The organism is Streptomyces violaceoruber (assembly GCF_033406955.1).
GTDB lineage: Bacteria > Actinomycetota > Actinomycetes > Streptomycetales > Streptomycetaceae > Streptomyces > Streptomyces violaceoruber.
In genome coordinates this window covers 7,198,410-7,222,972 of the sequence record NZ_CP137734.1, presented here as the reverse complement: position 1 = coordinate 7,222,972, position 24,563 = coordinate 7,198,410, and the positions used below count along the sequence as shown (strand labels likewise).

The window sequence follows — 24,563 nt, the reverse complement described above, 5'->3', positions numbered from 1 at the left end:
ATCGTGGATGGGCACCCCTGAAAAGGTGCACCACTTTCCGGCCGGGGGGCGCAAGCCTTCCGCGAGGCGAAAGCAGGCACGGTTCATGGCGACTTTGTGCAGACCCTCGGTGTCCGTCCCGGAGCACGTGATCACGATGGAGGAGACGCTGGAGCTGGCGCGTCGGCGTCACACGGACCATCCTCAACTGCCGCTCGCGCTCCGGCTGATAGAGAACACCGGGGTCCGCACCCGGCACATCGTGCAGCCCATCGAGGACACGCTGGAGCACCCCGGCTTCGAGGACCGCAACAAGGTCTACGAACGCGAGGCGAAGTCCCGTGTCCCGGCCGTGATCCAGCGCGCTCTGGACGACGCGGAGCTGCTCGCCACCGACATCGACGTGATCATCTACGTCTCCTGCACGGGCTTCATGATGCCGTCGCTCACGGCGTGGCTCATCAACGAGATGGGTTTCGACAGCACCACGCGCCAGATACCCATCGCGCAGCTGGGCTGCGCGGCCGGCGGTGCGGCGATCAACCGGGCCCACGACTTCTGCACCGCCTACCCGGAGGCCAACGCGCTCATCGTGGCCTGCGAGTTCTGCTCGCTGTGCTACCAGCCCACCGACCTCGGCGTGGGCTCCCTGCTCTGCAACGGCCTCTTCGGCGACGGAATCGCCGCCGCGGTGGTCCGCGGCCGGGGCGGCACCGGAGTGCGCCTGGAGCGCAACGGCTCGTACCTGATCCCCAAGACCGAGGACTGGATCATGTACGACGTGAAGGCGACCGGTTTCCACTTCCTGCTGGACAAGCGGGTGCCGGCCACCATGGAGCCGCTCGCGCCGGCGCTCAAGGAGCTGGCGGGAGAGCACGGTTGGGACGCCTCCGACCTGGACTTCTACATCGTGCACGCGGGCGGCCCCCGGATCCTCGACGATCTCAGCACGTTCCTGGAGGTCGACCCGCACGCGTTCCGCTTCAGCCGGGCCACGCTCACCGAGTACGGCAACATCGCCAGCGCCGTCGTCCTGGACGCGCTGCGCAGGCTCTTCGACGAAGGCGGCGTCGAGGAGGGGGCACGTGGGCTGCTGGCCGGCTTCGGTCCCGGCATCACCGCGGAGATGTCGCTGGGCTGCTGGCAGACGGCGGACGTGCGGCGGGGCATACGGCAGGACGTGACGCGGACCGCGGCACGGGGCGTGTCGCGGAGTGTGAGGCAGGCATGACTGAAGAAACGATTTCCCAGGCCGTGCCACCCGTCCGGGACTGGCCGGCCGTCGACCTTCCCGGCAGCGACTTCGACCCGGTGCTGACCGAGCTGATGCGCGAGGGTCCCGTCACCCGGATCTCGCTGCCCAACGGCGAGGGCTGGGCCTGGCTCGTGACCCGCCACGACGACGTCCGCCTGGTCACCAACGACCCCCGGTTCGGGCGCGAGGCCGTCATGGACCGCCAGGTCACCCGGCTGGCCCCGCACTTCATCCCGGCGCGCGGCGCGGTGGGCTTCCTGGACCCGCCCGACCACACCCGGCTGCGCCGCTCGGTGGCCGCGGCCTTCACCGCGCGGGGCGTGGAGCGGGTGCGCGAGCGGTCCCGGGGCATGCTCGACGAGCTGGTCGACGCCATGCTGAGGGCCGGTCCGCCCGCCGACCTCACCGAGGCGGTGCTGAGCCCGTTCCCCATCGCGGTGATCTGCGAGCTGATGGGTGTGCCGGCCACCGACCGGCACTCCATGCACACCTGGACCCAGCTGATCCTGTCCTCCTCGCACGGCGCCGAGGTCAGCGAGCGGGCCAAGAACGAGATGAACGCCTACTTCTCGGATCTCATCGGGCTCCGCTCCGACAGCGCGGGCGAGGACGTCACCTCGCTGCTGGGTGCCGCCGTGGGGCGGGACGAGATCACGCTGTCGGAGGCCGTCGGGCTCGCGGTGCTGCTCCAGATCGGCGGCGAGGCGGTCACCAACAACAGCGGGCAGATGTTCCACCTGCTGCTGAGCCGCCCGGAGCTGGCCGAACGCCTGCGCTCCGAGCCGGAGATCCGCCCCCGGGCCATCGACGAGCTGCTGCGCTGGATCCCGCACCGCAACGCCGTGGGGCTGTCCCGGATCGCCCTGGAGGACGTGGAGATCAAGGGGGTGCGGATCCGCGCGGGCGACGCCGTCTACGTCTCGTACCTGGCGGCCAACCGCGACCCGGAGGTGTTCCCCGACCCGGACCGCATCGACTTCGAGCGCTCCCCCAACCCGCACGTCTCCTTCGGCTTCGGCCCGCACTACTGCCCCGGCGGCATGCTGGCGCGGCTGGAGTCGGAGCTGCTCGTCGACGCGGTCCTGGACCGCGTGCCGGGGCTGAAGCTCGCGGTGGCGCCGGAGGACGTGCCCTTCAAGAAGGGTGCGCTGATCCGCGGGCCCGAGGCCCTGCCGGTGACGTGGTGAGCGGCCTGGTCGCGGCGGCCGAGGGCCTGCTGGTGCCGCCCGGTCAGGGCAGGGTGGTGCAGGCGCCGGCCCAGCACGTGACCTTCAAGGTGACCGGTTCGCACTCGCGCATGGCGTCCACCTTCGAGGTGATCGTGCCGCCGGGGTTCGACGTCGGCGCCCATGTGCACACCCGCAGCGAGGAGCTGTTCTACGTGCTGGAGGGCGAGCTGGACGTGCTCGCCTTCGAGCCGCGGATCCGTACGCCGGACAGCTGGCGGGACTGGGAGTCGACTTCCGGCAACCGGGTGGTGCGCGCCACCCCCGGAACGGTCATCGTCGTACCCCCCGGCTGTCCGCACGCCTTCGCGAACCCGACGGGCGAGCCAGCCAAGATGTTCTTCCAGGCCAGCCCGCCCCCGGACCACGAGCGCTACTTCGAGGAACTGCTGGAGATCCTCGGCGAGGGCGGCCCGCCGGACCACGAGGCGATCGAGGCCCTGCGGGCGAAGTACGACATCGAGCAGCTCACGCCGCTGCGACACGGTTAGCGGATCGGCATCCCGGCCAGCGTCCGCGCGATCACCAGCCGCTGGATCTCACTCGTGCCCTCGAAGATCGTGTAGATCGCGGAGTCCCGGTGCATCCGCTCCACCGGGTACTCCCGCGTGTAGCCGTTGCCGCCCAGGATCTGGACCGCCTGGGCGGTCACCTTCTTCGCGGTCTCGCTCGCGAACAGCTTGGACATCGAGCCCTCGGCCGCCGTGAACGGCTTGCCGTTGATCGCCATCCAGGAGGCCCGCCACACCAGCAGCCGGGCCGCGTCGATGGACGTGCGCATGTCGGCGAGCTGGAAGGCGACGCCCTGGTTGTCGATGATGGGGCGCCCGAACTGCTCCCGGGTCTGCGCGTACTCCAGCGCCACCTCGTACGCGGCGCGCGCGGTGCCCACCGCCATCGCCCCGACCGCCGGGCGGGACGCCTCGAAGGTGGCCATCGCCGCGTTCTTCACGCGCTCGCCGCCCTTCTTGGCCTTCTCCCGGGCGCGGGCCAGGCGGGCGTCCAGCTTCTCCTTGCCGCCGAGCAGGCAGGAGCCGGGCACGCGCACGTTGTCGAGGACGACCTCGGCGGTGTGCGAGGCGCGGATGCCGTGCTTCTTGAACTTCTGGCCCTGGGACAGCCCGGGCGTGGCCGGCGGGACGATGAAGGAGGCGTGGCCCTTGGAGCCCAGGTCCGGGTCGACGACCGCGACGACGACGTGGACGTTGGCGATGCCGCCGTTGGTCGCCCAGGTCTTGGTGCCGTTGAGCACCCACTCGTCCTTGGCCTCGTCGTACACGGCACGCGTGCGCATGGAGGCGACGTCGGAGCCGGCGTCGGGCTCGGAGGAGCAGAAGGCGGCGACCTTGACGTCGTTGGCGTCGCCGTACATCTGCGGGATCCAGGTGCCGATCTGCTCCTCGGTGCCGTTGGCGAGGACGCCGACGGCGGCAAGGCCGGTGCCGACGATCGACAGGGCGATGCCCGCGTCGCCCCAGAACAGCTCCTCCATCGCCATGGGGATGCCGAGGCCGGTGGAGTCGAAGTACTGCTGGGCGTAGAAGTCCAGGGAGTAGATGCCGACCTTGGCGGCCTCCTGGATGACCGGCCAGGGGGTCTCCTCGCGCTCGTCCCATTCGGCGGCCGCGGGGCGGATGACGTCGGCCGCGAAGCCGTGCAGCCAGTCCCGGACCTCCTTCTGTTCGTCGCTCAGCTCCATGGTGAACTCGGCCATGTCCCCTCCAGTGACGCCCGTGCATGTTACTTGCGGTAACACCGAGTCTGTTACCCGTGGGTAGGAAAAGTCAACTCCCGGGACCACCTCGCCCTCCCGTTCGATGGCCCTCGTCCCGTGAGTGTTAGTTTGCGCAGGCGTCACCGAAACAGCACGGGTGGGGAGAGCACATGAACACCACGCAGCGGGCCGATCAGCAGACATCCGCCGACCGCAGACGGCGCGAGCTGCTCGAGGCCGCCGACCGGGTGGTGCTGCGCGACGGTCCGCACGCCTCGATGAACGCCATCGCCGCCGAGGCGGGCATCACCAAGCCGATCCTGTACCGCCACTTCGGCGACAAGGGCGGACTCTACGCCGCCCTCGCCGTCCGCCACACGGACGCCCTGCTCGCCTCGCTGCGGGCCGCCCTGGACGCTCCGGCCCAGCGCCGGCAGCGCGTGGAGGCCACCCTGGACACCTATCTGGCGGCCATCGAGGCCCGTCCGCAGGTGTACCGCTTCCTGATGCATCCGGCGGAGAGCGCCGGCACCCCGGGCGACCAGTCCGAGCAGGGCTTCGACGTCGGCAAGCACTCGGCGCCGCTGCTGCGCCGCATGGGCGAGGAGCTGGCCCAGGTCATCGAGGAGCGCCTCGACGTCGGGCCGGGCACCCAGCAGCTGGCCCGGGTCTGGGGGCACGGCATCGTCGGCATGATGCACGCCGCCGGGGACTGGTGGCTGGGTGAACGACCCTGCCCCCGCGAGGAGTTGGTGCGCACCCTGGCCGATCTGCTGTGGGGCCGCCTCGCCGAGGCCGGCGACAAGGAGGGCGGTCCCGGGTTCTGACCCCCGGCCTCGCGCGCCCCGGTCGTCGTCGGGGAGGGCGTTCAGCGGTGCCAGGACGCCCGCGCCACCTGGCGCATCAGCTTGCGGTGGCGCCGGCCGGTCAGGCGATCGGCGTAGACCCGTCCCTCCAGGTGGTCGCACTCGTGCTGGAGGCACCGGGCGAAGAACCCCGTCCCGCGCACGGTGACCGGCTCACCGGCCACCGTGAAGCCCGTCACCACCGCCTCGTCGTACCGCTCGGTCCCCGCCTCCAGACCCGGCAGCGACAGACAGCCCTCCGGACCGCGCACCACCACACCGCCGGTCTCCACCAGCCGGGGGTTCACCACGTGCCCGAGGTGCCGCTCGTCCTCGTCGTCCGGGCAGTCGTACACGAAGACGCGCACCGCCTCGCCGACCTGGTTCGCGGCCAGGCCCACGCCGTGGGCGGCGTACATGGTCGCGAACAAGTCCTCCACGAGCGCCGCGAGTTCCGGGCCGAAGTCCGTCACCTCCGCGCAGCGGGCGTGCAGGACGGGGTCGCCGAGGAGGCCGAGGGGACGGACGCGCCCGTGGGCGCCCGGGATGGAGCCTTGTCGCATGGCGGTCAGAGTAAGGTCCCTGTGTCCCCCGGCGGCAGGCGCCCACCGCCGGAACCGGTGGCCGGTGCCGCGATTCGGGAGTGCGAATGGATCTCGATAGGCTGAGGTCCACACCACGTGGCCGTCAGGCTTCACAGGCTTCAGGCGCGGCGCGTACGGCAAGGAGGATCGAGAACTGATGGCAGGCAACTCGGACCCGCTCACGCCGCGGGCCAAGATCGCCGTGACCGCGGGCAAGGCGGTCGCGGCGGCATCGCGCGCCGCGGGGCGCGGCAGCGGTTCGGTGATCGGCGGCCGGGTCGCGCTGAAACTCGACCCCGACCTCCTCGGCCGGCTCGCCGGGCACCTGGACGTGACCCTGGTCTCGGCGACCAACGGCAAGACCACCACCACCCGGCTCATCGCCGAGGCGCTCAAGGCGGCCGGTCCGGTCGTCTCCAACGCGCTCGGCGCCAACATGCCGGCCGGCATCACCTCGGCTCTCGCGGGCGGCGCGGACGCCCGCTACGGGGTCATCGAGGTCGACGAGAAGTACCTCGTCGGCGTCGCCCAGGCCACCGACCCGAAGTGCATCGCGCTGCTCAACCTCTCCCGCGACCAGCTGGACCGCGCCGCCGAGACCCGCATGCTCGCCGAGAACTGGCGCGAGGGCCTGGCCGGCTCGAAGGCCGTGGTCGTCGCCAACGCCGACGACCCGCTGGTGGTGTGGGCCGCGTCCTCCTCCCCGAACGTGATCTGGGTCGCCGCCGGACAGATGTGGAAGGACGACGCCTGGTCCTGCCCGTCCTGCGGCGGCGTCATGCAGCGCCCGGGCGACGACTGGTTCTGCGGCGAGTGCGGCTTCCGCCGCCCGACGCCGAGCTGGGCGCTGTCCGGCGACCACGTGCTCGACCCGCACGGCTCCGCGTGGCCGATCCACCTCCAGCTGCCGGGCCGCGCCAACAAGGCCAACGCCGCCTCCTCGGCCGCCGTCGCCGCCGTCTTCGGGGTGCCGCCGCAGGTCGCCCTGGAGCGCATGTACCAGGTGCAGGCCGTCGCCGGGCGCTACGACGTCGTCCAGTTCCAGGGCCGCGACCTGCGCCTGCTGCTCGCCAAGAACCCGGCGGGCTGGCTGGAGACCTTCTCCCTGATCGACCCGCCGCCGGCCCCGGTGATCCTCTCGGTGAACGCGCGCGGCGCCGACGGCACCGACACCTCCTGGCTGTGGGACGTGGACTACACCCGGCTGTCCGGCCATCCGATCTGTGTGGTCGGCGACCGGAAGCTGGACCTCGCGGTGCGCCTGGAGGTCGCGAACCAGCAGTTCCAGGTGTGCGAGGACCTCGACCAGGCGGTGCAGCTGTGCCCGCCGGGACGCATCGAGGTCATCGCGAACTACACCGCCTTCCAGGACCTGCGCCGCCGCGTCGGCAACTGACCGCGAGACTTCAGGGGATTTTCGTGAGCGACAACCAACTGCGGATCGTCTGGATCTACCCGGATCTGCTCAGCACCTACGGCGACCAGGGCAACGCCCTCGTCGTGGAGCGCCGGGCCCGCCAGCGCGGACTCGACGTGGCCCGGCTCGACGTGCGCAGCGACCAGCCGATTCCGACCTCCGGCGACATCTACCTCGTCGGCGGCGGCGAGGACCGGCCGCAGCGGCTCGCGGCCGAGCGGCTGCGCCGTGACGGCGGCCTGTACCGGGCGGTGGAGAACGGCGCGATCGTCTTCTCGGTCTGCGCCGGCTACCAGATCCTGGGCCACGAGTTCATCAACGACCTCGGCCAGCGCGAGCCGGGCCTCGGCCTGCTCGACGTGGTCTCCACCCGCGGCGAGGGCGCCCGGTGCGTCGGCGACGTCCTCGGCGACATCGACCCGCGCCTCGGCCTGCCCCCGCTGACCGGCTTCGAGAACCACCAGGGCGTCACCCACGTCGGGCCCAACGCCCGCCCGCTCGCCCAGGTCCGCTTCGGCAACGGCAACGGCACGGGGGACGGCACGGAGGGCGCGTACAACGACACGGTCTTCGGCACCTACATGCACGGCCCCGTGCTGGCCCGCAACCCGCTGATCGCGGACCTGCTGCTCAAGCTGGCCCTCGACGTGAACGCGCTGCCGCCGACCGACGACCGCTGGTACGAGGCGCTGCGCAACGAGCGCATCGCGGCCGCGCAGCAGCCTGCCTGACCCTGGCGGGGCGGGCCCGTCTGATGCCCCGTCCGCACAGGTGAGCGGACTCGTCCAGTAGGCGGACGCACGGTTCGGTCCCGCCCCCCGATGCCGCTAGGGTGGCGGGGATCGAGCCGGACAGCGCGGTCCGGACCCGTGCCACGTTGAGAAGGTATTTCGGGCTATGCGCATTGGTGTCCTCACGTCCGGCGGCGACTGCCCCGGCCTGAACGCCGTCATCCGGTCCGTCGTGCACCGCGCCGTCGTCGACCACGGCGACGAGGTCATCGGTTTCCGGGACGGCTGGAAGGGCCTCCTGGAGTGCGACTACCTCAAGCTCGACCTCGACGCGGTCGGCGGCATCCTGGCGCGCGGCGGCACCATCCTCGGCTCCTCCCGGGTCCGACCCGAACACCTGCGGGACGGCGTGGAGCGGGCCCGGGGACACGTCGAGGAACTCGGCCTCGACGCGATCATCCCGATCGGCGGCGAGGGCACGCTGAAGGCGGCCCGGCTGCTGTCCGACAACGGCCTGCCGATCGTGGGCGTGCCGAAGACCATCGACAACGACATAGCGGTCACCGACGTCACCTTCGGCTTCGACACCGCGGTGACCGTCGCCACCGAGGCCCTGGACCGGCTGAAGACCACCGCCGAGTCCCACCAGCGGGTGCTGATCGTCGAGGTCATGGGCCGGCACACCGGCTGGATCGCGCTGCACTCGGGCATGGCCGCGGGTGCGCACGCCGTCGTCGTCCCGGAGCGGCCCTTCGACATCGACGAGCTGACCGCGAAGGTCGGGGAGCGTTTCTCCGCGGGCAAGCGGTTCGCGATCGTGGTGGCCGCGGAGGGTGCCAAGCCGAAGGCCGGGACCATGGACTTCGACGAGGGCGGCAAGGACGTCTACGGCCACGAGCGCTTCGCCGGGATCGCCCGCCAGCTCTCCATCGAGCTGGAGGAGCGGCTCGGCAAGGAGGCCCGGCCGGTGATACTCGGACACGTCCAGCGCGGCGGCACGCCGACGGCGTACGACCGGGTGCTGGCGACGCGGTTCGGGTGGCACGCGGTGGAGGCGGTGCACCGCGGGGAGTTCGGGAAGATGACGGCCCTGCGCGGGACGGACATCGAGATGGTGTCGCTCGCCGACGCGGTGGAGTCGTTGAAGACGGTGCCGGACGCGCGGTACGCGGAAGCGGAGTGTGTTCTCTGACCTGCCGGTCGGAGCTCGGGCCTTGAGGTGATTCGAGGTCTGCGGGCCGGTGTGGCTTGTCGCGCAGTTCCCCGTGCCCCTTTGGGGCGCTTTCCCCGCCCCCGGTCGCAGATGTGGCCGGGGGCGGTTCTACGCTTGGCTCGGACAAGCGGCGTTCAACCGCGCTCAACCCCCACGAAACAGGAGCGGGCGGATGGATCACAGCGGGCACGGCATGACGATGGATCTGCCGCCGTTCACGCTGGGGCGGGGTCTCGCATGGTCGGCGGATCCCTTCTTCCTGGTCGCCTGCCTCCTGGGACTGGCGCTGTACGGGTGGGGCGTCGCGCGTCTGGTGCGGCGCGGTGACAAGTGGCCGGTCGGCCGGACCGTGGCCTTCGTGGCCGGTGTGCTGAGCGTCGCCCTGATGATGTGCACCAAGCTGAACGACTACGGCATGGTCATGTTCAGCGTGCACATGGTCCAGCACATGGTGATCAGCATGGTGTCGCCGATCCTGCTGCTGCTCGGCGCCCCGATCACGCTGGCCCTGCGCGCACTGCCCCCCGCGGGGCGTGGCCGCAAGGGTCCCCGTGAGCTGCTGCTGATGCTCCTGCACAGCCGCTACATGCGGATCATCACGCACCCGGCGTTCACCATTCCGCTGTTCATCGCGAGCCTGTACGCGCTGTACTTCACGCCGCTCTTCGACACCCTGATGGGCTCGCAGGCCGGGCACATCGGGATGATGGTGCACTTCCTCGCCGTGGGCGTGGTGTTCTTCTGGCCGATCATGGGCGTCGACCCGGGCCCGCACCGGCCGGGCTACCTGATGCGGATGCTGGAGCTGTTCGCGGGCATGCCGTTCCACGCGTTCTTCGGCATCGCGCTGATGATGGCCTCCTCCCCGATGGTCGAGACGTTCAAGAACCCGCCTGCCTCGCTCGGCATCGACGCGCTCTCCGACCAGAACGCGGCCGGCGGCATCGCCTGGGCCTTCAGCGAGGTCCCGTCCGTGCTGGTGCTGCTCGCGCTCCTCTTCCAGTGGTACGCCTCGGAGGAGCGCCAGGCCCGGCGCAGCGACCGGGCCGCCGACCGCGACGGCGACAAGGAGCTGGCGGCCTACAACGCCTACCTGGCCTCACTGAACACACGCGGCGGCTGAACGGGGCACCATGGAGGGCAACGGACACGAGGAGGGTGTTGCGATGCCCGGTTCCACGGACAGTTCGACGAAGACGATGGGGGCGCTCACCATCGGCGGCCTCGTCGCGGTGACGGCGTACACGGTGGCGCTCGGGAGCAACGGCTGGCTGTGGTTCGGCTGGGTCGTGCTCGGTCTGATCACCCTGGGGCTGGTGGCCACGCGCAGCGCCTGAGCCCCGCGTGGGGCGCCCCCGTCGCTCGGCGGGCCGGCTCAGTCGCGACCTAGCCGGCCCGCCGAGTGCACGCCCGGCTGGTACTTCGGCAGCCGGACCGTGATCTTCATGCCCGCGCCGACGGCCGTCTCGATGACCAGGCCGTGGGCGTCTCCGTAGACCTGGCGGAGGCGGTCGTCGACGTTGGACAGCCCGATGCCGCCCGACGGGCTGACCTCGCGCGCGAGGATGCGGCGCAGCAGGTCGGGGTCCATGCCGGCGCCGTCGTCCTCGATGACGACCAGGGCCTCGGCGCCCGCGTCCTGGGCGGTGATCTGGATGCGGCACCGGTCCGCCTTGCCCTCCAGGCCGTGCTTGACGGCGTTCTCCACCAGCGGCTGGAGGCAGAGGAAGGGCAGCGCGACCGGCAGCACCTCGGGGGCGACCTGGAGGGTGACGGCGAGCCGGTCGCCGAAGCGGGCCCGCACGAGCGCCAGGTAGTGGTCGATGGCGTGCAGCTCGTCGGCGAGGGTGGTGAAGTCGCCGTGCCTGCGGAACGAGTAGCGGGTGAAGTCGGCGAACTCCAGGAGCAGCTCGCGGGCGCGCTCGGGGTCGGTGCGCACGAAGGACGCGATGACCGCGAGCGAGTTGAAGATGAAGTGCGGGGAGATCTGGGCGCGCAGTGCCTTGATCTCGGCCTCGATGAGGCGGGTGCGGGACTGGTCGAGGTCGGCCAGCTCCAGTTGGACGGAGACCCAGCGGGCCACCTCCCCGGCGGCGCGGACCAGGACGGCGGACTCGCGGGGCGCGCAGGCGACGAGGGCGCCGTGCACCCGGTCGTCGACGGTGAGCGGGGCGACGACGGCCCAGCGCACCGTGCAGTCCGGAGTGTCGCAGGAGAGCCGGAAGGCCTCGCCGCGGCCGGTGCTCAGGGGTCCCGCGAGGCGTTCCATGATCTCGGCGCGGTGGTGGTTGCCCACGCCGTCCCAGACCAGGACCTCTTCGAGGTCCGTCAGACACAGCGCGTCCGTGCCCAGCAGGGAGCGCAGCTTGCGGGCCGACTTCCCGGCGGTCTCCTCGGTCAGGCCCGCCCGCAGCGGGGGCGTGGCCAGGGACGCGGTGTGCAGGGTCTGGAAGGTGGCGTGCTCGACCGGGGTGCCCAGGCCGCCGAGGTGCTGCGGGCGGGCCGTGCGCCGCCCGAGCCAGAATCCGGCGGCCAGCAGCGGGAGCAGGGCCACGGCGAGACCCGCCAGGAAGCCGCCCACGGAGCCGCTCACCGCGTCGGCTCCTCGCGCACGTCGCGCACCTCGCGCACCTCGGGCAGGTCGGCCGCCGTCTCCAGGTCGTCGGTACGCAGGTCGTCCGTGCGCAGGTCGTCCGTGCGCAGTTCCTCCGCGTGCAGCTCCTCCGCGTGCAGCTCCTCCGGCAGGTGGAAGCGGGCCAGGATCGCCGCCGTCCCGGCCGGCACCCGGCCCGGGGTGGCGAGGGACACCAGCACCATGGTGAGGAAGCCCAGCGGCACCGACCACAGGGCGGGCCAGGCCAGCAGCGCGTGCAGGGACCCCCCGCCGCCCGGGAAGCCGCCCATGGTGGCAGCCACGGCGAGCAGTGCGGAACCGCCGCCCACCAGCATCCCGGCGGCCGCGCCCGGCGGGGTCAGCCGTCGCCACCAGATGCCGAGGACGAGGAGCGGGCAGAAGGAGGAGGCGGACACGGCGAAGGCGAGGCCGACGGCGTCGGCGACCGGCAGCCCGCCGACCAGCGCGCTCGCCGCCAGCGGCACGGCCATGGCGAGCAGGGTGCCGAGCCGGAAGTGCGGCACGGCGCGGGACGGCAGCACGTCCTGGGTGAGGACGCCCGCGACGGCCATGGTGAGCCCCGACGCGGTGGACAGGAACGCGGCGAAGGCGCCGCCCGCCACCAGCGCGCCGAGCAGGTCGCCGCCCACTCCCCCGATCACCCGTTCGGGCAGCAGCAGGACCGCGGCGTCGGCGTCCCCGGTGAGGGTCAGCTCGGGGGCGTAGAGGCGGCCGAGGGCGCCGTAGAGGGGCGGCAGCAGGTAGAAGGCGCCGATGAGGCCGAGCACGGCGACGGTGGTGCGGCGGGCGGCGACGCCGGTCGGGCTGGTGTAGAAGCGCACCACGACGTGCGGCAGGCCCATGGTGCCCAGGAAGGTGGCGAGGATCAGGCCGTACGTGGCGTACAGCGGGCGTTCCGTGCGGCTCTCGGCCCGGGAGGGGGACAGGGCGTCGTCGGCGCCGCGGCCGGCGGCCGGGACGGGGGTGTGTGCGGCGAAGGTGAGGCGGGCGCCGGCCTCGATGCGGTGGGTGCCCGCGGGCAGGGCGACGCGGTCGCCGTCGTGGGCGCGGCCGTCCACGGTGCCGTCGACGGCCACGGTCAGCGGCTCCTCCAGCTTGAGGGTGAGACTGTCGTCGACCCGCACCGAACGCTGCTCCCGGAAGGTGGCGGGTTCGTCGAAGGGGCGGCCGGGGGCGCCGTCGCCCTGCCAGGCCAGCACCAGGAAGAGGGCGGGGACGAGCAGGGCGGTGAGTTTGAGCCAGAACTGGAAGGCCTGGACGAAGGTGATGCTGCGCATGCCCCCGGCGGCGACGATGGCGGCGACGACGACCGCGACGATCACCCCGCCCAGCCAGTCGGGCGCTCCGCTGAGCACCGTCAGCGTCAGCCCGGCGCCCTGGAGCTGCGGCAGCAGGTAGAGCCAGCCGACTCCGACGACGAAGGCCCCCGCGAGCCGCCGCACCCCCTGGGAGGCGAGCCGGGCCTCGGCGAAGTCGGGCAGCGTGTAGGCGCCCGAGCGGCGCAGCGGGGCGGCGACGAACAGCAGCAGGACGAGGTAGCCGGCGGTGTAGCCGACCGGGTACCAGAGCATGTCGGGGCCCTGGACGAGGACCAGCCCCGCGATGCCGAGGAAGGACGCGGCGGAGAGGTACTCGCCGCTGATGGCGGCGGCGTTGAGGCGGGGGCCGACGGTGCGGGAGGCGACGTAGAAGTCGGAGGTGGTGCGGGAGATGCGCAGCCCGAAGGCGCCGACGAGGACGGTGGCCACGACGACGAGGGCGACGGCGGGTATGGCGTAGCTGGAGTTCATGGTGCCTTCACGGCCTCGTCCGGCATGGTCACCGGTCCTCGACGAGCCGCACGAAGTCGCGTTCGTTGCGCTCGGCGCGGCGCACGTACCAGCGGGCGAGCAGGACCAGCGGGGCGTACAGGCCGAAGCCGAGGACGGCCCACTCCAGGCGCCGGGCGTCGGGCAGCGCCGCGAACAGCAGCGGCAGCGGCCCGACGAGGAGGCCGAGCACGGCGAGGGCGGTGAGACCGGCGCGCAGCTGGCTGCGCATCAGGGAGCGGACGTAGGTGTGTCCGAGGGTGGTCTGCTCGTCGATCTCGGTGCGCGGCCGGTAGTGGCCGGTGGCCTGGGGGTGGCGCCCGCGGGAGCGGAGCCGGGCGGGCGGGACGGTGCGCCGGGGCGGGCCGGTGACGGTGACGCGGCGTTCGGTGGGGTCCTGGGGCACGGCTCACGGCCTCCGCATGAGCAGGTCCCGCAGTTCGCGGGCGTGGCGCCGGCTGACCTGGAGCTCCTCGGTGCCGACCAGGACGCTGACGGTGCCGGCGTCGAGCCGGAGTTCGCCGACGTGGCGCAGGGCGACGAGGTGCCGGCGGTGGATGCGGACGAAGCCGCGGGCCCGCCAGCGCTCCTCCAGGGTCGACAGCGGGATGCGGACGAGGTGACTGCCCCGGTCGGTGTGCAGGCGGGCGTAGTCGCCCTGGGCCTCGACGTGGGTGATCTCGTCGACGGGGACGAAGCGGGTGACGCCGCCGAGTTCCACGGTGATGTGGTCGGGGTCGGGTTCGTGCACCGGGATGCGCGGGGCGGGCACGGCGGCGGTGCCGCGCTGCTCGGCGACCCGGCGCACCGCTTCCGCGAGCCGCTCCCTGCGCACCGGTTTGAGGACGTAGTCGACGGCCTTCAGGTCGAAGGCCTGGACGGCGAAGTCCTCGTGCGCGGTGACGAACACGACCAGCGGCGGCCGGGCGAACCCGGTGAGCAGCCGTGCGAGGTCCAGTCCGTCCAGACCGGGCATCTGGATGTCGAGGAAGACGACGTCGATGGCGTCGGGACCGCCGGGGCCCGTCTCCAGGGCCCGGTTGATGCGGCGCAGCGCCTCGGTCGTGTCGCTCGCTCCCTCCGCCGTGCCGATGCGGGGGTCGGCGTTCAGCAGGTACACGAGTTCCTCGAGTGTGGGCCGTTCGTCGTCGACAGCCAGGGCGCGCAGCATGAACGTGGAGTGTAGGGGCGATCCGGGCGCCTGCACACGCCTGCGACGTGCCGGTATCCCCTGGATACAGTGCCCGCATGAACAGCAGGCCCGCTTCGTTCGACGAACTCGACCGGAAGATCGTCACCGCCCTGATGGAAAACGCCCGGACGTCCTTCGCCGAGATCGGCGCGGAGATCGGACTGTCGTCCACGGCGGTCAAGCGCCGGGTGGACCGGCTCCGCGAGACCGACGTGATCACCGGGTTCTCGGCGACGGTGCGGCCCTCCGCGCTCGGGTGGCGTACGGAGGCGTATGTGGAGGTGTACTGCGAGGGGGCGGCGCCGCCGCGGCGGCTCGCGGAGGTCGTGCGGGGCTACCCGGAGATCACCGCGGCGATGACGGTGACCGGCGGCGCGGACGCGCTGCTGCACGTGCGGGCGCGCGACGTGGAGCACTTCGAGGAGGTGCTGGAGCGGATTCGTGCGGAGCCGTTCATCCGGAAGACGATCAGCGTGATGGTGCTGTCCCACCTGATCCCGGACAGTCCCGAGGCAGGGGCGGCCCTGCTCGCACCCAAGGACGCAGCGGACGTGCGCTGACCTGGGGTACAACGCAGCGATCCTGCGGGAACACGCAGCTTTCGTCGCTTGTCGGGCGCGGTCGCCACTTCTTACCGTGGTGTCAACACCCCGTCACACACCGTGAAAAGCGGAGGTACCCCTCTGTGACCGAGTCCCGTGTGCAGCGCCGGCGGCGCTTCGTGGTCTGCGAACCCAGACACTTCGCCGTGCAGTACGCGATCAACCCGTGGATGAGCACCGGCCGACCCGTCGACGTCATCCGCGCCCTCGACCAGTGGCAGGCACTGGTCGACACCTACCGTGCCCACGGCCACACCGTGGACACCGTCCCGCCGGTCCCCGGACTGCCCGACATGGTCTTCGCCGCGAACTGCGCGGTCGTGGTCGAGGGCCGGGTCTTCGGCTCCCTCTTCCACGCGCCCGAGCGGCGTCCGGAGTCCGTGCCGTTCGAGGCGTGGTTCAAGACGGAGGGCTTCGAGGTCCACCACCCCGAGTCGGTCTGCGAGGGCGAGGGCGACCTGGTCCCGGCCGGCCGCTGGATCCTGGCCGGCACGGGTTTTCGCACCACCCGTGCGGCCCATCGCGAGGTGCAGGAGTTCTTCGGTGTGCCGGTGATCTCGCTGACCCTGGTGGACCCGTACTTCTACCACCTGGACACGGCCCTGTTCGTGCTCGACGACGGGACCGGCGGGGAGGGCCGGAGCGAGGGGAGCGCAGGCAGTGGCGGGAACATCGCCTACTACCCGGGCGCCTTCTCGCCCGGCAGCCGCGAGGTGCTGGAGCGGCTCTACCCGGACGCGGTGATCGCCACCCGCGAGGACGCGCTGGCGTTCGGGCTCAACTCCGTGTCCGACGGACGGCACGTGTTCATCGCGCCCGAGGCCCGGGGGCTGGCCGACCGGCTCGCCGGCCGCGGCTACGTGCCGGTCCCCGTCGACCTGTCCGAGTTCCACAAGGCCGGTGGCGGCATCAAGTGCTGCACCCAGGAGATCCGGGAGACCCGCTCATGACCGCACCCGCCCGCACCGCCCGCGGCTCCGAGGAACTGATCCGCGCGGAGGAGCCCGTCCTCGCGCACAACTACCACCCGCTGCCCGTCGTCGTGGCCCGCGCCGAGGGCGCCTGGGTCGAGGACGTCGAGGGCCGCCGCTACCTGGACATGCTGGCCGGCTACTCGGCGCTCAACTTCGGCCATCGCCACCCGGCACTGGTCGAGGCCGCCCACCGGCAGCTGGACCGGCTCACGCTCACCTCGCGGGCCTTCCACAACGACCGGCTCGCGGGCTTCGCCGAGCGGCTGGCCGCACTGACCGGCACGGACATGGTGCTGCCCATGAACACCGGCGCGGAGGCGGTGGAGAGCGGCATCAAGGTGGCCCGCAAGTGGGCCTACGACGTCAAGGGCGTCCCGGCCGACCGGGCGACGATCGTGGTCGCGGCGGACAACTTCCACGGCCGTACGACGACGATCGTGAGCTTCTCCACCGACGAGACCGCCCGCTCCGGCTTCGGCCCCTTCACCCCGGGCTTCCGGATCGTGCCGTACAACGACCTCGCGGCGCTGGAGGCGGCGGTCGACGAGACGACGGCGGCCGTGCTGATCGAGCCGATCCAGGGCGAGGCGGGCGTGCTGATCCCCGACGACGGCTATCTGGCCGGGGTGCGGGAGCTGACCCGCCGCAAGGGCTGCCTGTTCGTCGCGGACGAGATCCAGTCCGGTCTGGGCCGCACGGGGCACACCCTGGCCGTCGAGCACGAGTCGGTCGTGCCGGACGTGGTGCTGCTCGGCAAGGCGCTGGGCGGCGGCATCGTCCCGGTGTCGGCGGTGGTCGGCCGGCGTGACGTGCTGGGTGTGCTGCACCCGGGCGAGCACGGTTCGACGTTCGGCGGCAATCCGCTGGCCGCCGCGGTGGGCACGGCGGTGGTGGAGCTGCTGGAGACCGGCGCGTTCCAGCGCCGGGCGGCCGAGCTGGGCGCGGTGCTGCGCGAGGGGCTCGCCGCCCTGGTCGGCAGGGGTGTCGTCGGCTTCCGGGCGCGGGGGCTGTGGGCGGGCGTGGACGTGGACCCGGCGCTGGGCAGCGGACGCGAGATCAGTGAGCGGCTGATGCGCGAGGGCATCCTGGTCAAGGACACCCACGGCTCCACGATCCGCCTGGCCCCGCCGCTGACGGTCACGGCCGAGGAGCTGACGGGCGCCCTGGGGACGCTGGAGAAGGTCCTCACCTCCTGACCCGCACCCCGGGGTTCACCGAGCGGCTCGGCGGTCCTCGTCGAGCCGCTCCACGTGCGCGACGTTGTCCCGGTCCTCGGCGTCCGTACTCGGGCCGCCCGCGAACCAGGCGTCGAGGATCTCGCGCAGCACCGGAGCGGACGTCAGCCGCAGGCCGATGGCGAGCACGTTGGCGTCGTTCCAGCGGCGGGCCCCGTCGGCGGTGTACGCGTCGGCGCACAGGGCCGCGCGGATGCCCGGCACCTTGTTGGCCGCGATGGACGCGCCGGTGCCGGTCCAGCAGCACACGACGGCCTGGTCGGCCCGTCCCTCGGCGACCTCGCGCGCCGCCCGCTCGGAACAGGCGGCCCACCGCGGGTCCGCCCCGGGGCTCAGCGCGCCGTACGCGCGCACCTCGTGACCGCGTGCGCGCAGTTCCTCGACGAGGAGCCGGGCCACGGGTTCGTCCATGTCGGAGGAGACGGAGATACGCATGTGCGAAGCGTACTCACCGGCCGCTCACCTCATCGGCCCAACCACATGACCGAAGTCACCACCATACCCAGCATGATCGGGGGAACGGGTACGACCTGAGAGACGTACGACCGAGCAGCGCTCCGTCCGGAGTGTCTGCGCGTGGAAAGGGAGGCCGCCACGTCCCCCACCGAGAACGGACCGGAGACCGACGCCGCGGCGGTGCGCCGCCACCCCGCCCTCTTCCGGGCGATCAAGCGCCGGCAGAACCCCCGGCTGCGCCGGTCGGACATCACCGTCACGGACGAGGCCGCGGTCAAGCGAGCCGTCAAGGCGGCCTCCCTCGGCAACGCCATGGAGTGGTTCGACTTCGGCATCTACGCCTATCTGGCGGGCACGATCGGCCGGGTGTTCTTCCCTTCCGGGAGCGACACCGCGCAGTTGCTCTCCTCGTTCGCCACGTTCGCCGTGGCGTTCCTGGTGCGGCCGATCGGCGGCATGGTCTTCGGCCCGATGGGCGACAAGATCGGCCGCAAGAAGGTGCTGGCGCTGACGATGATCCTCATGGCGATCGGCACGGCCGCCATCGGGTTCATCCCCAGCTACGACTCCATCGGCTTCTGGTCGCCGCTGCTGCTGATCCTGTTCCGCCTGCTCCAGGGCTTCTCCACCGGTGGCGAGTACGGCGGCGCGTCCACCTTCATCGCCGAGTACGCGCCGGACAAGCGACGCGGGTTCTTCGGCAGCTTCCTGGAGCTGGGGACGCTGGCCGGGTACACCGCCGCCGCCAGTCTGGTCACCGCCCTGACCGCCGTTCTGGGCAGCGACGGCATGGACTCCTGGGGCTGGCGCGTCCCGTTCCTGGCCGCGCTTCCGCTCGGCATGATCGGTATCTACCTGCGGCTGCGGCTCGACGACACGCCCGCGTACCTGAAGCTGGAGGACTCCAACGTCCACGTCTCGGAGGCCGCGACAGCTGTGGAGACCACCGCACGGGGCGACCTCGCCAAGATCTTCCGCACCCACTGGCGGGCGCTGGTGCTGTGCATCGCGCTGGTCGGCGCGTACAACATCACCGACTACATGCTGCTGTCGTACATGCCGACATATCTGTCGGACGAGCTGGATTACAGCGAGAGCCACGGCCTGATGATCCTGGTGGCGACGATGGTGCTGCTGATGCTGATCATCAACCAGGTCGGCCGGCTGTCCGACCGCTTCGGGCGCAAGCCCGTCCTGATGACCGGCATGATCGGGTTCTTCGTGCTGTCCGCACCGGCCTTCGTGCTGGTGCGGGAGGGCAGTCTGCTCGCCGTTTCGGGCGGCATGCTGATGCTCGGCCTGTCGCTGGTCTGCCTGCTGGGCACGATGTCGGCGGCGCTCCCGGCGATGTTCCCGACCAACGTGCGGTACGGATCCCTGTCGGTCGGCTACAACCTGTCGGCGTCGCTGTTCGGCGGGACCACGCCGCTGGTGATCACCGCGCTGATCAGCGTGACCGGCTCCGACATGATGCCCGCCTACTACGCGATGGCGGCGGCCCTGATCGGTGTGGTGGCCGTGGCCTGCATGAAGGAGACGGCCCAGCAGCCGCTGGCGGGCTCCCCGCCGTCGGTGCAGACCGAGGAGGAGGCGGCGGAGATGGTGGAGGCGCAGGCCCCGACGCCGAAGTTCTGACGCCGCGGTCGCAAGCACACGCCGACGGGCGGTGGGGTTCGGTGCGAACCCCACCGCCCGTCGGCGTGTCGGGCGTTTCTCTCAGCGGTGTGTCACAGGCGCTGCCACAGGGCGGGGACGTTCGGCGGCTCCCAGCCGGGGTAGGCGGTGTGGCCCTGGATGCACCGGTAGCTGACGCCGTTGTAGCTCACCACGTCACCGGCCGCGTAGGTGGCTCCCAGCTGCCAGGTGGTCTCACCGCCGCCGTCGCCGGACACGGTGAGGGTGTACGTGGTGGTGTGGGTGACGGTGCCCGCACCCGTGAGGGTCAGGGTGTAGGTGCCGCCGGCCGTGCCCGCGGCGACCTGGACCGTGGCGGTCGAGGACTGGCCGGAGGTGACCGAGTCCGGGCTGAAGCCGACGCTCACACCGGTCGGAGCGCCGGACGCCGACAGCCGCACGCTCTGCGCGTCGCCGCTGGTCGTGGCGGTGTTCACGGTGACGGACGCGGAGCTGCCCGGGTCGACGGTGCCCGAGGACGGGTTCGCGGAGATCGAGAAGTCGTCCTGCGGGTTCGGTGCGTCTCCGACTGCGGTCTTCCAGATCGTGTACGCGATGCCGTCGGCGCTGCGGTTCAGCGCGGTGGCGCTGATGTTGGCGGTGGTGTCGCAGGCGGAGTGGTAGCACGGGTCGTAGGACCGGCCGGCGGTGCCGCCCCACTTGGCGGCCTCCGTGGACGACTTGATCGCGGAGGCGCCGGTGGCGTAGCCCGAGGTGGGGATGCCGACCTGCTGGAAGGAGTAGTCGTCGGAGCGGCCCTGGCCCTCGACGTTCTCCTGCGGGGCGAGGCCGAGGGAGGTCCAGTACTCCCGCATCGGGGCGGAGGCCGAGGAGGACAGGTTGTTGATGAAGTAGCCGCCGTTGACGGAGGCGACCATGTCGAAGTTGTAGTAGGCCTTGATCCGGGAGCGGTCGGTGGTGGAGAGGTTCCGGGCGTAGAAGTCGGAGCCGTTCAGGCCCTGCTCCTCGTCGGTCCACCAGGCGAACCGGACACGGTTGTCCATGGTCGGGTTCTGCTCGGCCAGGGTGAGCGCCGTCTCGAGGAGCGCGGCGGAACCGGAACCGTTGTCGTTGATGCCGGGGCCGGCCGAGACGCCGTCGAGGTGGGCGCCGAACATGTAGACGCTGTTCGCGTCGCCCTTCGGCCACTCGGCGATCAGGTTGTTGCCCGCGCCGGCGGAGCAGCCGGAGGTGCAGGTCTGCTCGGTGACGGTGTAGCCGGCCGCCTGGAGCTTGCCCTTCACGTACGCGAGTGAGGCGTCGTACCCGGAGCCGGTGGACCGGCGGTTGCCGCCGTTCTGCGCGGCGATGGAACCGAACTGGGCCAGGTGGGCCTGGACCTGGGCGACGTCGACGTCGGGCGGCGTGCCGGGGTTGTTGCCGCCGCCGACGGTGAGGGTGTACTGGGCGGTGTGGCTCTTGCTGCCCGCCGTGCCCTTGACCGTGAGCGAGTAGGTTCCGGCGGCGGTGCCCGAGGTGGTGGAGACGCGCATCGTCGAGCTGGAGCCGGAGGTGACCGTGGACGGGCTGAACGAGACGCTGACGCCGGGCGGGGTGCCGGTGGCGGTCAGCGACACCTGCTGGGCGCTGCCGGTGACGGTGGTGGTGTTGACCGTGGCGTTGACCGCGGACCCGGCCTCGACGTTGCCGCTCGCCGGGCTGAGGGCCAGCGAGAAGTCGGTCTCCTGCCGGGTGCAGGCCGGGTCGCCGCTCTGGGCCGGGATGTCGATCGCGTTCCAGGCCGCCCTGGTGGCGTCGAACAGGTCGCAGGAGGCGTCCAGGTTCTTGGCCGCGGTGAGGGTGGCGGAGCGGTACCGCTTGTAGGTCATGCCGCTGGTCTTGAGCAGCATCCCGCCGTAGAAGATCTTTCCGGCGTTCTGGATGCCGATGCCGGTCACCCGGCTGCCGTCGCAGGTGGGGCTGGAGGGCTTGCCGCCACCGGGGCTGGAGCCCTCGGCGAGGAGGTAGAACCAGTGGTTCATCGGCCCGGCGGCCGCGTGTTCCTCGGTCCTCGGGATGGCGGAGGAGTAGCAGTTGGGGTCGTTGTTGACCAGCTGCGGGTTGTACATGTTGCGGATCGGGCCGCGGCCCTGGAGGTCGATCTCCTCGCCGACGGTGTAGTCGGGGGTGTCGTACCCGGCGGGCTGGTTGGCGTAGGCCTCGGTGAGGGCGCCCATGATGTCGCCGGTGGCCTCGCCCAGGCCGCTCTCGTGGTTGGCGCCGCCGGGGGTGAAGCTGTCCAGGCCGTGGCCGTACTCGTGGCCCACCACGTCCATGCCGGCGATCCACTTGTTGGCGCTGTTGTGGCCGATGGTGACCCGGGAGCCGTCCCAGTAGGCGTTGAGCTGGTTGAGGCCGACGAGCGCGGGCCAGCTGCCGCCGTTGCCGTTGTGGCCGTTGCGGCCGAGCCAGTCGCGGAGCATGTCCGACTCTTTCTGCGCCGCGTACATGACGTCGACGCAGCCGGTCTCCTTGCTGGAGGCGTTGCCGGTGCCCCAGTCGTCGTCCGGTCCGGTGAACAGGCCGCCGTTGTAGTCCGAGCACTGCAGGCCGGGGCGGGTGGTGTCGCGCAGGGCGTACTGGCTGCCGGAGCGGGAGGTGTCGATGGTCAGCGGGCTGGGGCCGTTCCACTCGCTGTGGCCGGTGCCGGCCTGCACGTCGTCGTAGCTGTCGACGACCTTGCCGGTGCGGGCGTCGACGAAGACGTGCAGCTTGCTGGGTACATGGTCCTTGGTCGCGCCGACGAGCACCGTCTCCCAGGCGAGGGTCTGGACGTCGTCCTTGACCCGGACCACCAGGCGCCCGGAGTCGACCTCGTCCACGTTCGCGAGCCGTTCGCGGCTGGTCCTCACCGCCTGCCCGGACTTGATCCGGGCCTCGGTGGGCACGGCTATCGCGGCCTCGGTGGCGGACCGGACGGCGCGGACCCTGCCCTTGCCGTCGGCGAGGACGACGGCGTCGCCGCCGACCACCGGCAGACCGTGGTAAGTGCGCTCGTAGGCGACCGAGAACAGGTCCTTGTCCCAGGGGGTGACCTGGTGGCGGTCGTACTGCTCGTCGGGGCCGCCGGCGACGAGGGCGTCCAGGCCGCTGCGAACGGCCTGGTCGGCGGCTGCGACGGCCCGCTCGACGGGACTGGGTTCCGCCGCGGAGGGAGCGGACCGCTCCGACGCCGAGGCGAGGGAGGCCGGTACCACCACCCCTGCGAGTGTCATGGCCAGGACTGTCCCGGCCACCGCGGTCTGTCTGAGCATCGTGGCTCCTTGTGAGAGTGGGGGGCTCCTTGCGGGCCGGCCCGGGCCGTGACATGCCGAACGCGCACCCTGGGGTGCGGGGACGCGTCCATCAGGTGTCATTTGCATGTCATGTCGCGGGCTGGGCGGAACCCTCACACCCCGCCGCACCGGAATCAACGGCTCCGCGAGCTTGGTCCAGACCTGTCAAAATCCGGCAAGCAGGCGTGCGTGCCGCGGAGATGCCGCGCGCCTCACCGCCCCGTGCGCGGACGGAGCCCTCCCCCGCCTCACTCCCCCGCGTCCAGCAGCCGCTCCCGGTAGGCCCTGACCTCGGGCAGGTCGGCCCACGGCCCGGTGAGCCGGCTGTGCAGTCCGCGCAGTTCGGCGGTGACCATCGACTCGCGCGAGCGCACCGCCTCCGGCAGGACCTCCGAGGCGAGGGCGACGGCGGCGCCGGGATCGCCCGCACACGCCCAGCTGTCCGCCAGTCGCAGGGTGAGCAGCAGCCGGGCACCGCGCATCTGGGGCGGCACCTGCGCGCGCGAGCGTGCGGTGGCGTCGATGGCGCGTCGGGCCGCCGCCCGGTCCCCGGTCGCGACGGCCAGGTCGCGCAGGGCGCCGCCGATCGCCGAGTCCACCCGCATGGAGCCCTCGGCCCCGGCCATCCAGGGCGCTTCCAGGTGGTCCTGCGGACCGAGGCGGGCGAACCCCCGCCGGGCCAGGGAGATGTGCCGACGGCACGCCGCCGCGTCGCCCGACAGGGCGTGGCCGCGCGCCTGGTAGAGGTCCGAGAGGGTGGCCATCCACCGGCGGCGCGCGTCCACCGCGCCGATCCCCTGCGCGTACCCGAGCATCAGGGAAGGGTCCCCGTCGAGCCGGACCAGGGTGCACATGTCGCTGAGCAGGGTCGCGCGGGCCGAGGCGTCCTGGACGGCGTCCGCCCAGCGCAGTCCGTGGCCGAACCAGGCCATGGCCACGCCGATCTGCCCGCGCTCCATCCGCAGCCGGCCGGCGACCTGGGCGTACTGTGCGCCGAGCCGCAGCTGCCCGTACGGCAGCCGCCCGGCGGAGTTGACCTCACCCGCCCAGCGGGCCAGGGTCCGCAGCAGCCCCTCGACGGCCGTCACGCGGCCCTCGTGCCGGAACGCTTCCCGGATCAGGCAGGCCAGCACCGCGGTGAGACCGTGCAGCAACTCCGCCTCGGCGACCGCCGCTCCGGTGCCGGTGCCCCAGGACGGGGCCGGGCCGCCCGCCGGACCCGGCCCGTCGAGCAGCGCCGGTAACTCACCCGGATCGGGCACCGCGCACCCCGCGGTTCCGTGCAGGGGGCAGGCCAGCCCCTCGGCGGGCAGCCTCGCCGGCCACATCCCGGAGTCCGGCGCGCCCTGCCCCGCGGGGGCGTCCACGCCGGGCAGCGGCGTGAACAGCGCCGGGTCGGCCGGGAAGCGGCCCGGCCTCCGCGGCACCTCGCGCGGCGCGGCGACGGTCGCGGCCAGCTCACCGCCCGTCTCCAGCACCGCGTCGAGTCTTCGCACCAGCCCCACGGGGGGTTCGCGCAGGCCCGTCTCGAGCCTGCTCACGACGGAGTGGTGGTAGCCCACGCGCAGGCCGAGTTGCAGCTGGGTGAGTCCGGCCGCCCTGCGCAGGGAGCGCAACTGCCGCCCGAACTCGGCCCACGGAGCCCCGTCCGCCCCTGCCGGGCCGGTCACGCCTGCCGTCCTCGCGGGTCCGGCCGCCCGCGCCGATCCACCGGTCATCTGCCCTCCCCCCGGTCGCGCCCCTGCCGC

Annotated in this window: 22 protein-coding genes; 13 read left to right on the top strand and 9 right to left on the bottom strand. The window is 72.1% G+C overall.

Features of this window, described 5'->3' with window-relative positions; translation table 11 throughout:
* Positions 1 to 85: 85 nt before the first annotated feature.
* Genes R2E43_RS32445 through R2E43_RS32435 form a run of 3 tightly spaced genes read left to right on the top strand, consistent with a single transcriptional unit; the run spans position 86 to position 2,951 of the window.
* On the top strand, positions 86 to 1,210 hold the full coding sequence (locus tag R2E43_RS32445; RefSeq protein ID WP_136208559.1) for a 1,3,6,8-tetrahydroxynaphthalene synthase: 1,125 nt from the start codon (positions 86 to 88) through the stop codon (positions 1,208 to 1,210).
* Positions 1,207 to 2,421: a cytochrome P450 gene (locus R2E43_RS32440; protein ID WP_003977624.1), complete on the top strand. Its 1,215-nt coding sequence runs from the start codon at positions 1,207 to 1,209 to the stop codon at positions 2,419 to 2,421. The genes R2E43_RS32445 and R2E43_RS32440 overlap by 4 nt, the downstream gene beginning before the upstream one ends.
* Positions 2,418 to 2,951 carry a cupin domain-containing protein gene (locus R2E43_RS32435; protein WP_003977623.1) on the top strand — a complete coding sequence of 178 codons (534 nt, stop codon included), beginning with the start codon at positions 2,418 to 2,420 and terminating at the stop codon, positions 2,949 to 2,951. The genes R2E43_RS32440 and R2E43_RS32435 overlap by 4 nt, the downstream gene beginning before the upstream one ends.
* On the opposite strand, the gene R2E43_RS32430 is transcribed toward R2E43_RS32435, so the two are convergent.
* Positions 2,948 to 4,174, bottom strand: coding sequence for an acyl-CoA dehydrogenase family protein (locus R2E43_RS32430; RefSeq protein ID WP_003977622.1), 1,227 nt, complete (start codon positions 4,172 to 4,174; stop codon positions 2,948 to 2,950). The genes R2E43_RS32435 and R2E43_RS32430 overlap by 4 nt on opposite strands.
* A gap of 170 nt (positions 4,175 to 4,344) precedes the next feature.
* Here R2E43_RS32430 and R2E43_RS32425 point away from each other — a divergent pair, with 170 nt between their 5' ends.
* The gene (locus tag R2E43_RS32425; protein WP_003977621.1) at positions 4,345 to 5,001 is read left to right on the top strand and encodes a TetR family transcriptional regulator; all 657 of its coding nucleotides are present in this window, start codon (positions 4,345 to 4,347) and stop codon (positions 4,999 to 5,001) included.
* 41 nt (positions 5,002 to 5,042) lie between these two features.
* Here R2E43_RS32425 and def read toward each other — a convergent pair whose 3' ends face one another.
* Positions 5,043 to 5,582, bottom strand: a complete 540-nt coding sequence (gene def / locus R2E43_RS32420; RefSeq protein WP_016325677.1) for a peptide deformylase — start codon at positions 5,580 to 5,582, stop codon at positions 5,043 to 5,045.
* A 178-nt stretch (positions 5,583 to 5,760) separates the two neighbouring features.
* Between def and R2E43_RS32415 the strand changes: the two genes are divergently transcribed.
* The 5 genes from R2E43_RS32415 (at position 5,761) to R2E43_RS32395 (ending at position 10,301) form a co-directional block, all read left to right on the top strand.
* On the top strand, positions 5,761 to 6,999 hold the full coding sequence (locus R2E43_RS32415; RefSeq protein ID WP_003977619.1) for a Mur ligase family protein: 1,239 nt from the start codon (positions 5,761 to 5,763) through the stop codon (positions 6,997 to 6,999).
* Positions 7,000 to 7,022: 23 nt separating this feature from the next.
* On the top strand, positions 7,023 to 7,751 hold the full coding sequence (locus tag R2E43_RS32410; protein WP_003977618.1) for a type 1 glutamine amidotransferase: 729 nt from the start codon (positions 7,023 to 7,025) through the stop codon (positions 7,749 to 7,751).
* A gap of 166 nt (positions 7,752 to 7,917) precedes the next feature.
* Positions 7,918 to 8,943: a 6-phosphofructokinase gene (locus R2E43_RS32405; RefSeq protein ID WP_003977617.1), complete on the top strand. Its 1,026-nt coding sequence runs from the start codon at positions 7,918 to 7,920 to the stop codon at positions 8,941 to 8,943.
* 193 nt (positions 8,944 to 9,136) lie between these two features.
* Complete coding sequence (locus R2E43_RS32400; protein WP_003977616.1) at positions 9,137 to 10,087, top strand: cytochrome c oxidase assembly protein; 951 nt, start codon at positions 9,137 to 9,139, stop codon at positions 10,085 to 10,087.
* Positions 10,088 to 10,130: 43 nt separating this feature from the next.
* The gene (locus R2E43_RS32395) at positions 10,131 to 10,301 is read left to right on the top strand and encodes a hypothetical protein (protein WP_016325678.1); all 171 of its coding nucleotides are present in this window, start codon (positions 10,131 to 10,133) and stop codon (positions 10,299 to 10,301) included.
* Between the two features lie 38 nt (positions 10,302 to 10,339).
* On the opposite strand, the gene R2E43_RS32390 is transcribed toward R2E43_RS32395, so the two are convergent.
* From R2E43_RS32390 to R2E43_RS32375, 4 genes are read right to left on the bottom strand one after another with little or no spacing between them, the layout of a single operon-like run.
* Positions 10,340 to 11,545 carry a sensor histidine kinase gene (locus R2E43_RS32390; RefSeq protein WP_037667486.1) on the bottom strand — a complete coding sequence of 402 codons (1,206 nt, stop codon included), beginning with the start codon at positions 11,543 to 11,545 and terminating at the stop codon, positions 10,340 to 10,342.
* A gap of 8 nt (positions 11,546 to 11,553) precedes the next feature.
* Positions 11,554 to 13,389, bottom strand: a complete 1,836-nt coding sequence (locus tag R2E43_RS32385) for a sodium/solute symporter (protein WP_136208561.1) — start codon at positions 13,387 to 13,389, stop codon at positions 11,554 to 11,556.
* A 28-nt stretch (positions 13,390 to 13,417) separates the two neighbouring features.
* Positions 13,418 to 13,813 carry a hypothetical protein gene (locus R2E43_RS32380; RefSeq protein ID WP_003977612.1) on the bottom strand — a complete coding sequence of 132 codons (396 nt, stop codon included), beginning with the start codon at positions 13,811 to 13,813 and terminating at the stop codon, positions 13,418 to 13,420.
* Positions 13,814 to 13,816: 3 nt separating this feature from the next.
* The gene (locus tag R2E43_RS32375) at positions 13,817 to 14,578 is read right to left on the bottom strand and encodes a LytR/AlgR family response regulator transcription factor (protein ID WP_003977611.1); all 762 of its coding nucleotides are present in this window, start codon (positions 14,576 to 14,578) and stop codon (positions 13,817 to 13,819) included.
* Between the two features lie 77 nt (positions 14,579 to 14,655).
* Here R2E43_RS32375 and R2E43_RS32370 point away from each other — a divergent pair, with 77 nt between their 5' ends.
* The 3 genes from R2E43_RS32370 to rocD all read left to right on the top strand — a co-directional run bounded on the left by R2E43_RS32370 (position 14,656) and on the right by rocD (position 17,371).
* On the top strand, positions 14,656 to 15,159 hold the full coding sequence (locus R2E43_RS32370; protein ID WP_003977610.1) for an Lrp/AsnC family transcriptional regulator: 504 nt from the start codon (positions 14,656 to 14,658) through the stop codon (positions 15,157 to 15,159).
* A 125-nt stretch (positions 15,160 to 15,284) separates the two neighbouring features.
* Positions 15,285 to 16,151: a dimethylargininase gene (gene ddaH, locus R2E43_RS32365; RefSeq protein ID WP_136208562.1), complete on the top strand. Its 867-nt coding sequence runs from the start codon at positions 15,285 to 15,287 to the stop codon at positions 16,149 to 16,151.
* Complete coding sequence (gene rocD, locus R2E43_RS32360) at positions 16,148 to 17,371, top strand: ornithine--oxo-acid transaminase (RefSeq protein ID WP_093455668.1); 1,224 nt, start codon at positions 16,148 to 16,150, stop codon at positions 17,369 to 17,371. Before ddaH ends, rocD begins: the two co-directional genes overlap by 4 nt.
* A 15-nt stretch (positions 17,372 to 17,386) precedes the next feature.
* Here the strand turns inward: rocD and R2E43_RS32355 are convergent, their stop codons facing one another.
* On the bottom strand, positions 17,387 to 17,845 hold the full coding sequence (locus tag R2E43_RS32355) for an RpiB/LacA/LacB family sugar-phosphate isomerase (protein WP_093455669.1): 459 nt from the start codon (positions 17,843 to 17,845) through the stop codon (positions 17,387 to 17,389).
* 141 nt (positions 17,846 to 17,986) lie between these two features.
* On the opposite strand from R2E43_RS32355, the gene R2E43_RS32350 reads away from it, so the two are divergent.
* Complete coding sequence (locus R2E43_RS32350; RefSeq protein ID WP_030866094.1) at positions 17,987 to 19,501, top strand: MFS transporter; 1,515 nt, start codon at positions 17,987 to 17,989, stop codon at positions 19,499 to 19,501.
* A gap of 92 nt (positions 19,502 to 19,593) precedes the next feature.
* Here R2E43_RS32350 and R2E43_RS32345 read toward each other — a convergent pair whose 3' ends face one another.
* Entirely contained in the window at positions 19,594 to 22,794 is a 3,201-nt protein-coding gene (locus tag R2E43_RS32345; protein ID WP_332056795.1) for a M28 family peptidase, read from the bottom strand.
* Positions 22,795 to 23,063: 269 nt separating this feature from the next.
* Positions 23,064 to 24,485 carry a helix-turn-helix domain-containing protein gene (locus R2E43_RS32340; protein ID WP_332056794.1) on the bottom strand — a complete coding sequence of 474 codons (1,422 nt, stop codon included), beginning with the start codon at positions 24,483 to 24,485 and terminating at the stop codon, positions 23,064 to 23,066.
* Between the last annotated feature and the right edge of the window lie 78 nt (positions 24,486 to 24,563).

What these genes read in the sequence shown, in the direction of transcription:
- R2E43_RS32445 (WP_136208559.1), top strand. Translation starts at nt 86, where the DNA reads ATGGCGACTTTGTGCAGACCCTCGGTGTCCGTCCCGGAGCACGTGATC.
- R2E43_RS32440 (WP_003977624.1), top strand. Translation starts at nt 1,207, where the DNA reads ATGACTGAAGAAACGATTTCCCAGGCCGTGCCACCCGTCCGGGACTGG.
- R2E43_RS32430 (WP_003977622.1), bottom strand. Translation starts at nt 4,174, where the DNA reads ATGGCCGAGTTCACCATGGAGCTGAGCGACGAACAGAAGGAGGTCCGG.
- R2E43_RS32425 (WP_003977621.1), top strand. Translation starts at nt 4,345, where the DNA reads ATGAACACCACGCAGCGGGCCGATCAGCAGACATCCGCCGACCGCAGA.
- def (WP_016325677.1), bottom strand. Translation starts at nt 5,582, where the DNA reads ATGCGACAAGGCTCCATCCCGGGCGCCCACGGGCGCGTCCGTCCCCTC.
- R2E43_RS32415 (WP_003977619.1), top strand. Translation starts at nt 5,761, where the DNA reads ATGGCAGGCAACTCGGACCCGCTCACGCCGCGGGCCAAGATCGCCGTG.
- R2E43_RS32405 (WP_003977617.1), top strand. Translation starts at nt 7,918, where the DNA reads ATGCGCATTGGTGTCCTCACGTCCGGCGGCGACTGCCCCGGCCTGAAC.
- R2E43_RS32400 (WP_003977616.1), top strand. Translation starts at nt 9,137, where the DNA reads ATGGATCACAGCGGGCACGGCATGACGATGGATCTGCCGCCGTTCACG.
- R2E43_RS32395 (WP_016325678.1), top strand. Translation starts at nt 10,131, where the DNA reads ATGCCCGGTTCCACGGACAGTTCGACGAAGACGATGGGGGCGCTCACC.
- R2E43_RS32385 (WP_136208561.1), bottom strand. Translation starts at nt 13,389, where the DNA reads ATGAACTCCAGCTACGCCATACCCGCCGTCGCCCTCGTCGTCGTGGCC.
- R2E43_RS32375 (WP_003977611.1), bottom strand. Translation starts at nt 14,578, where the DNA reads ATGCTGCGCGCCCTGGCTGTCGACGACGAACGGCCCACACTCGAGGAA.
- R2E43_RS32370 (WP_003977610.1), top strand. Translation starts at nt 14,656, where the DNA reads ATGAACAGCAGGCCCGCTTCGTTCGACGAACTCGACCGGAAGATCGTC.
- rocD (WP_093455668.1), top strand. Translation starts at nt 16,148, where the DNA reads ATGACCGCACCCGCCCGCACCGCCCGCGGCTCCGAGGAACTGATCCGC.
- R2E43_RS32355 (WP_093455669.1), bottom strand. Translation starts at nt 17,845, where the DNA reads ATGCGTATCTCCGTCTCCTCCGACATGGACGAACCCGTGGCCCGGCTC.
- R2E43_RS32345 (WP_332056795.1), bottom strand. Translation starts at nt 22,794, where the DNA reads ATGCTCAGACAGACCGCGGTGGCCGGGACAGTCCTGGCCATGACACTC.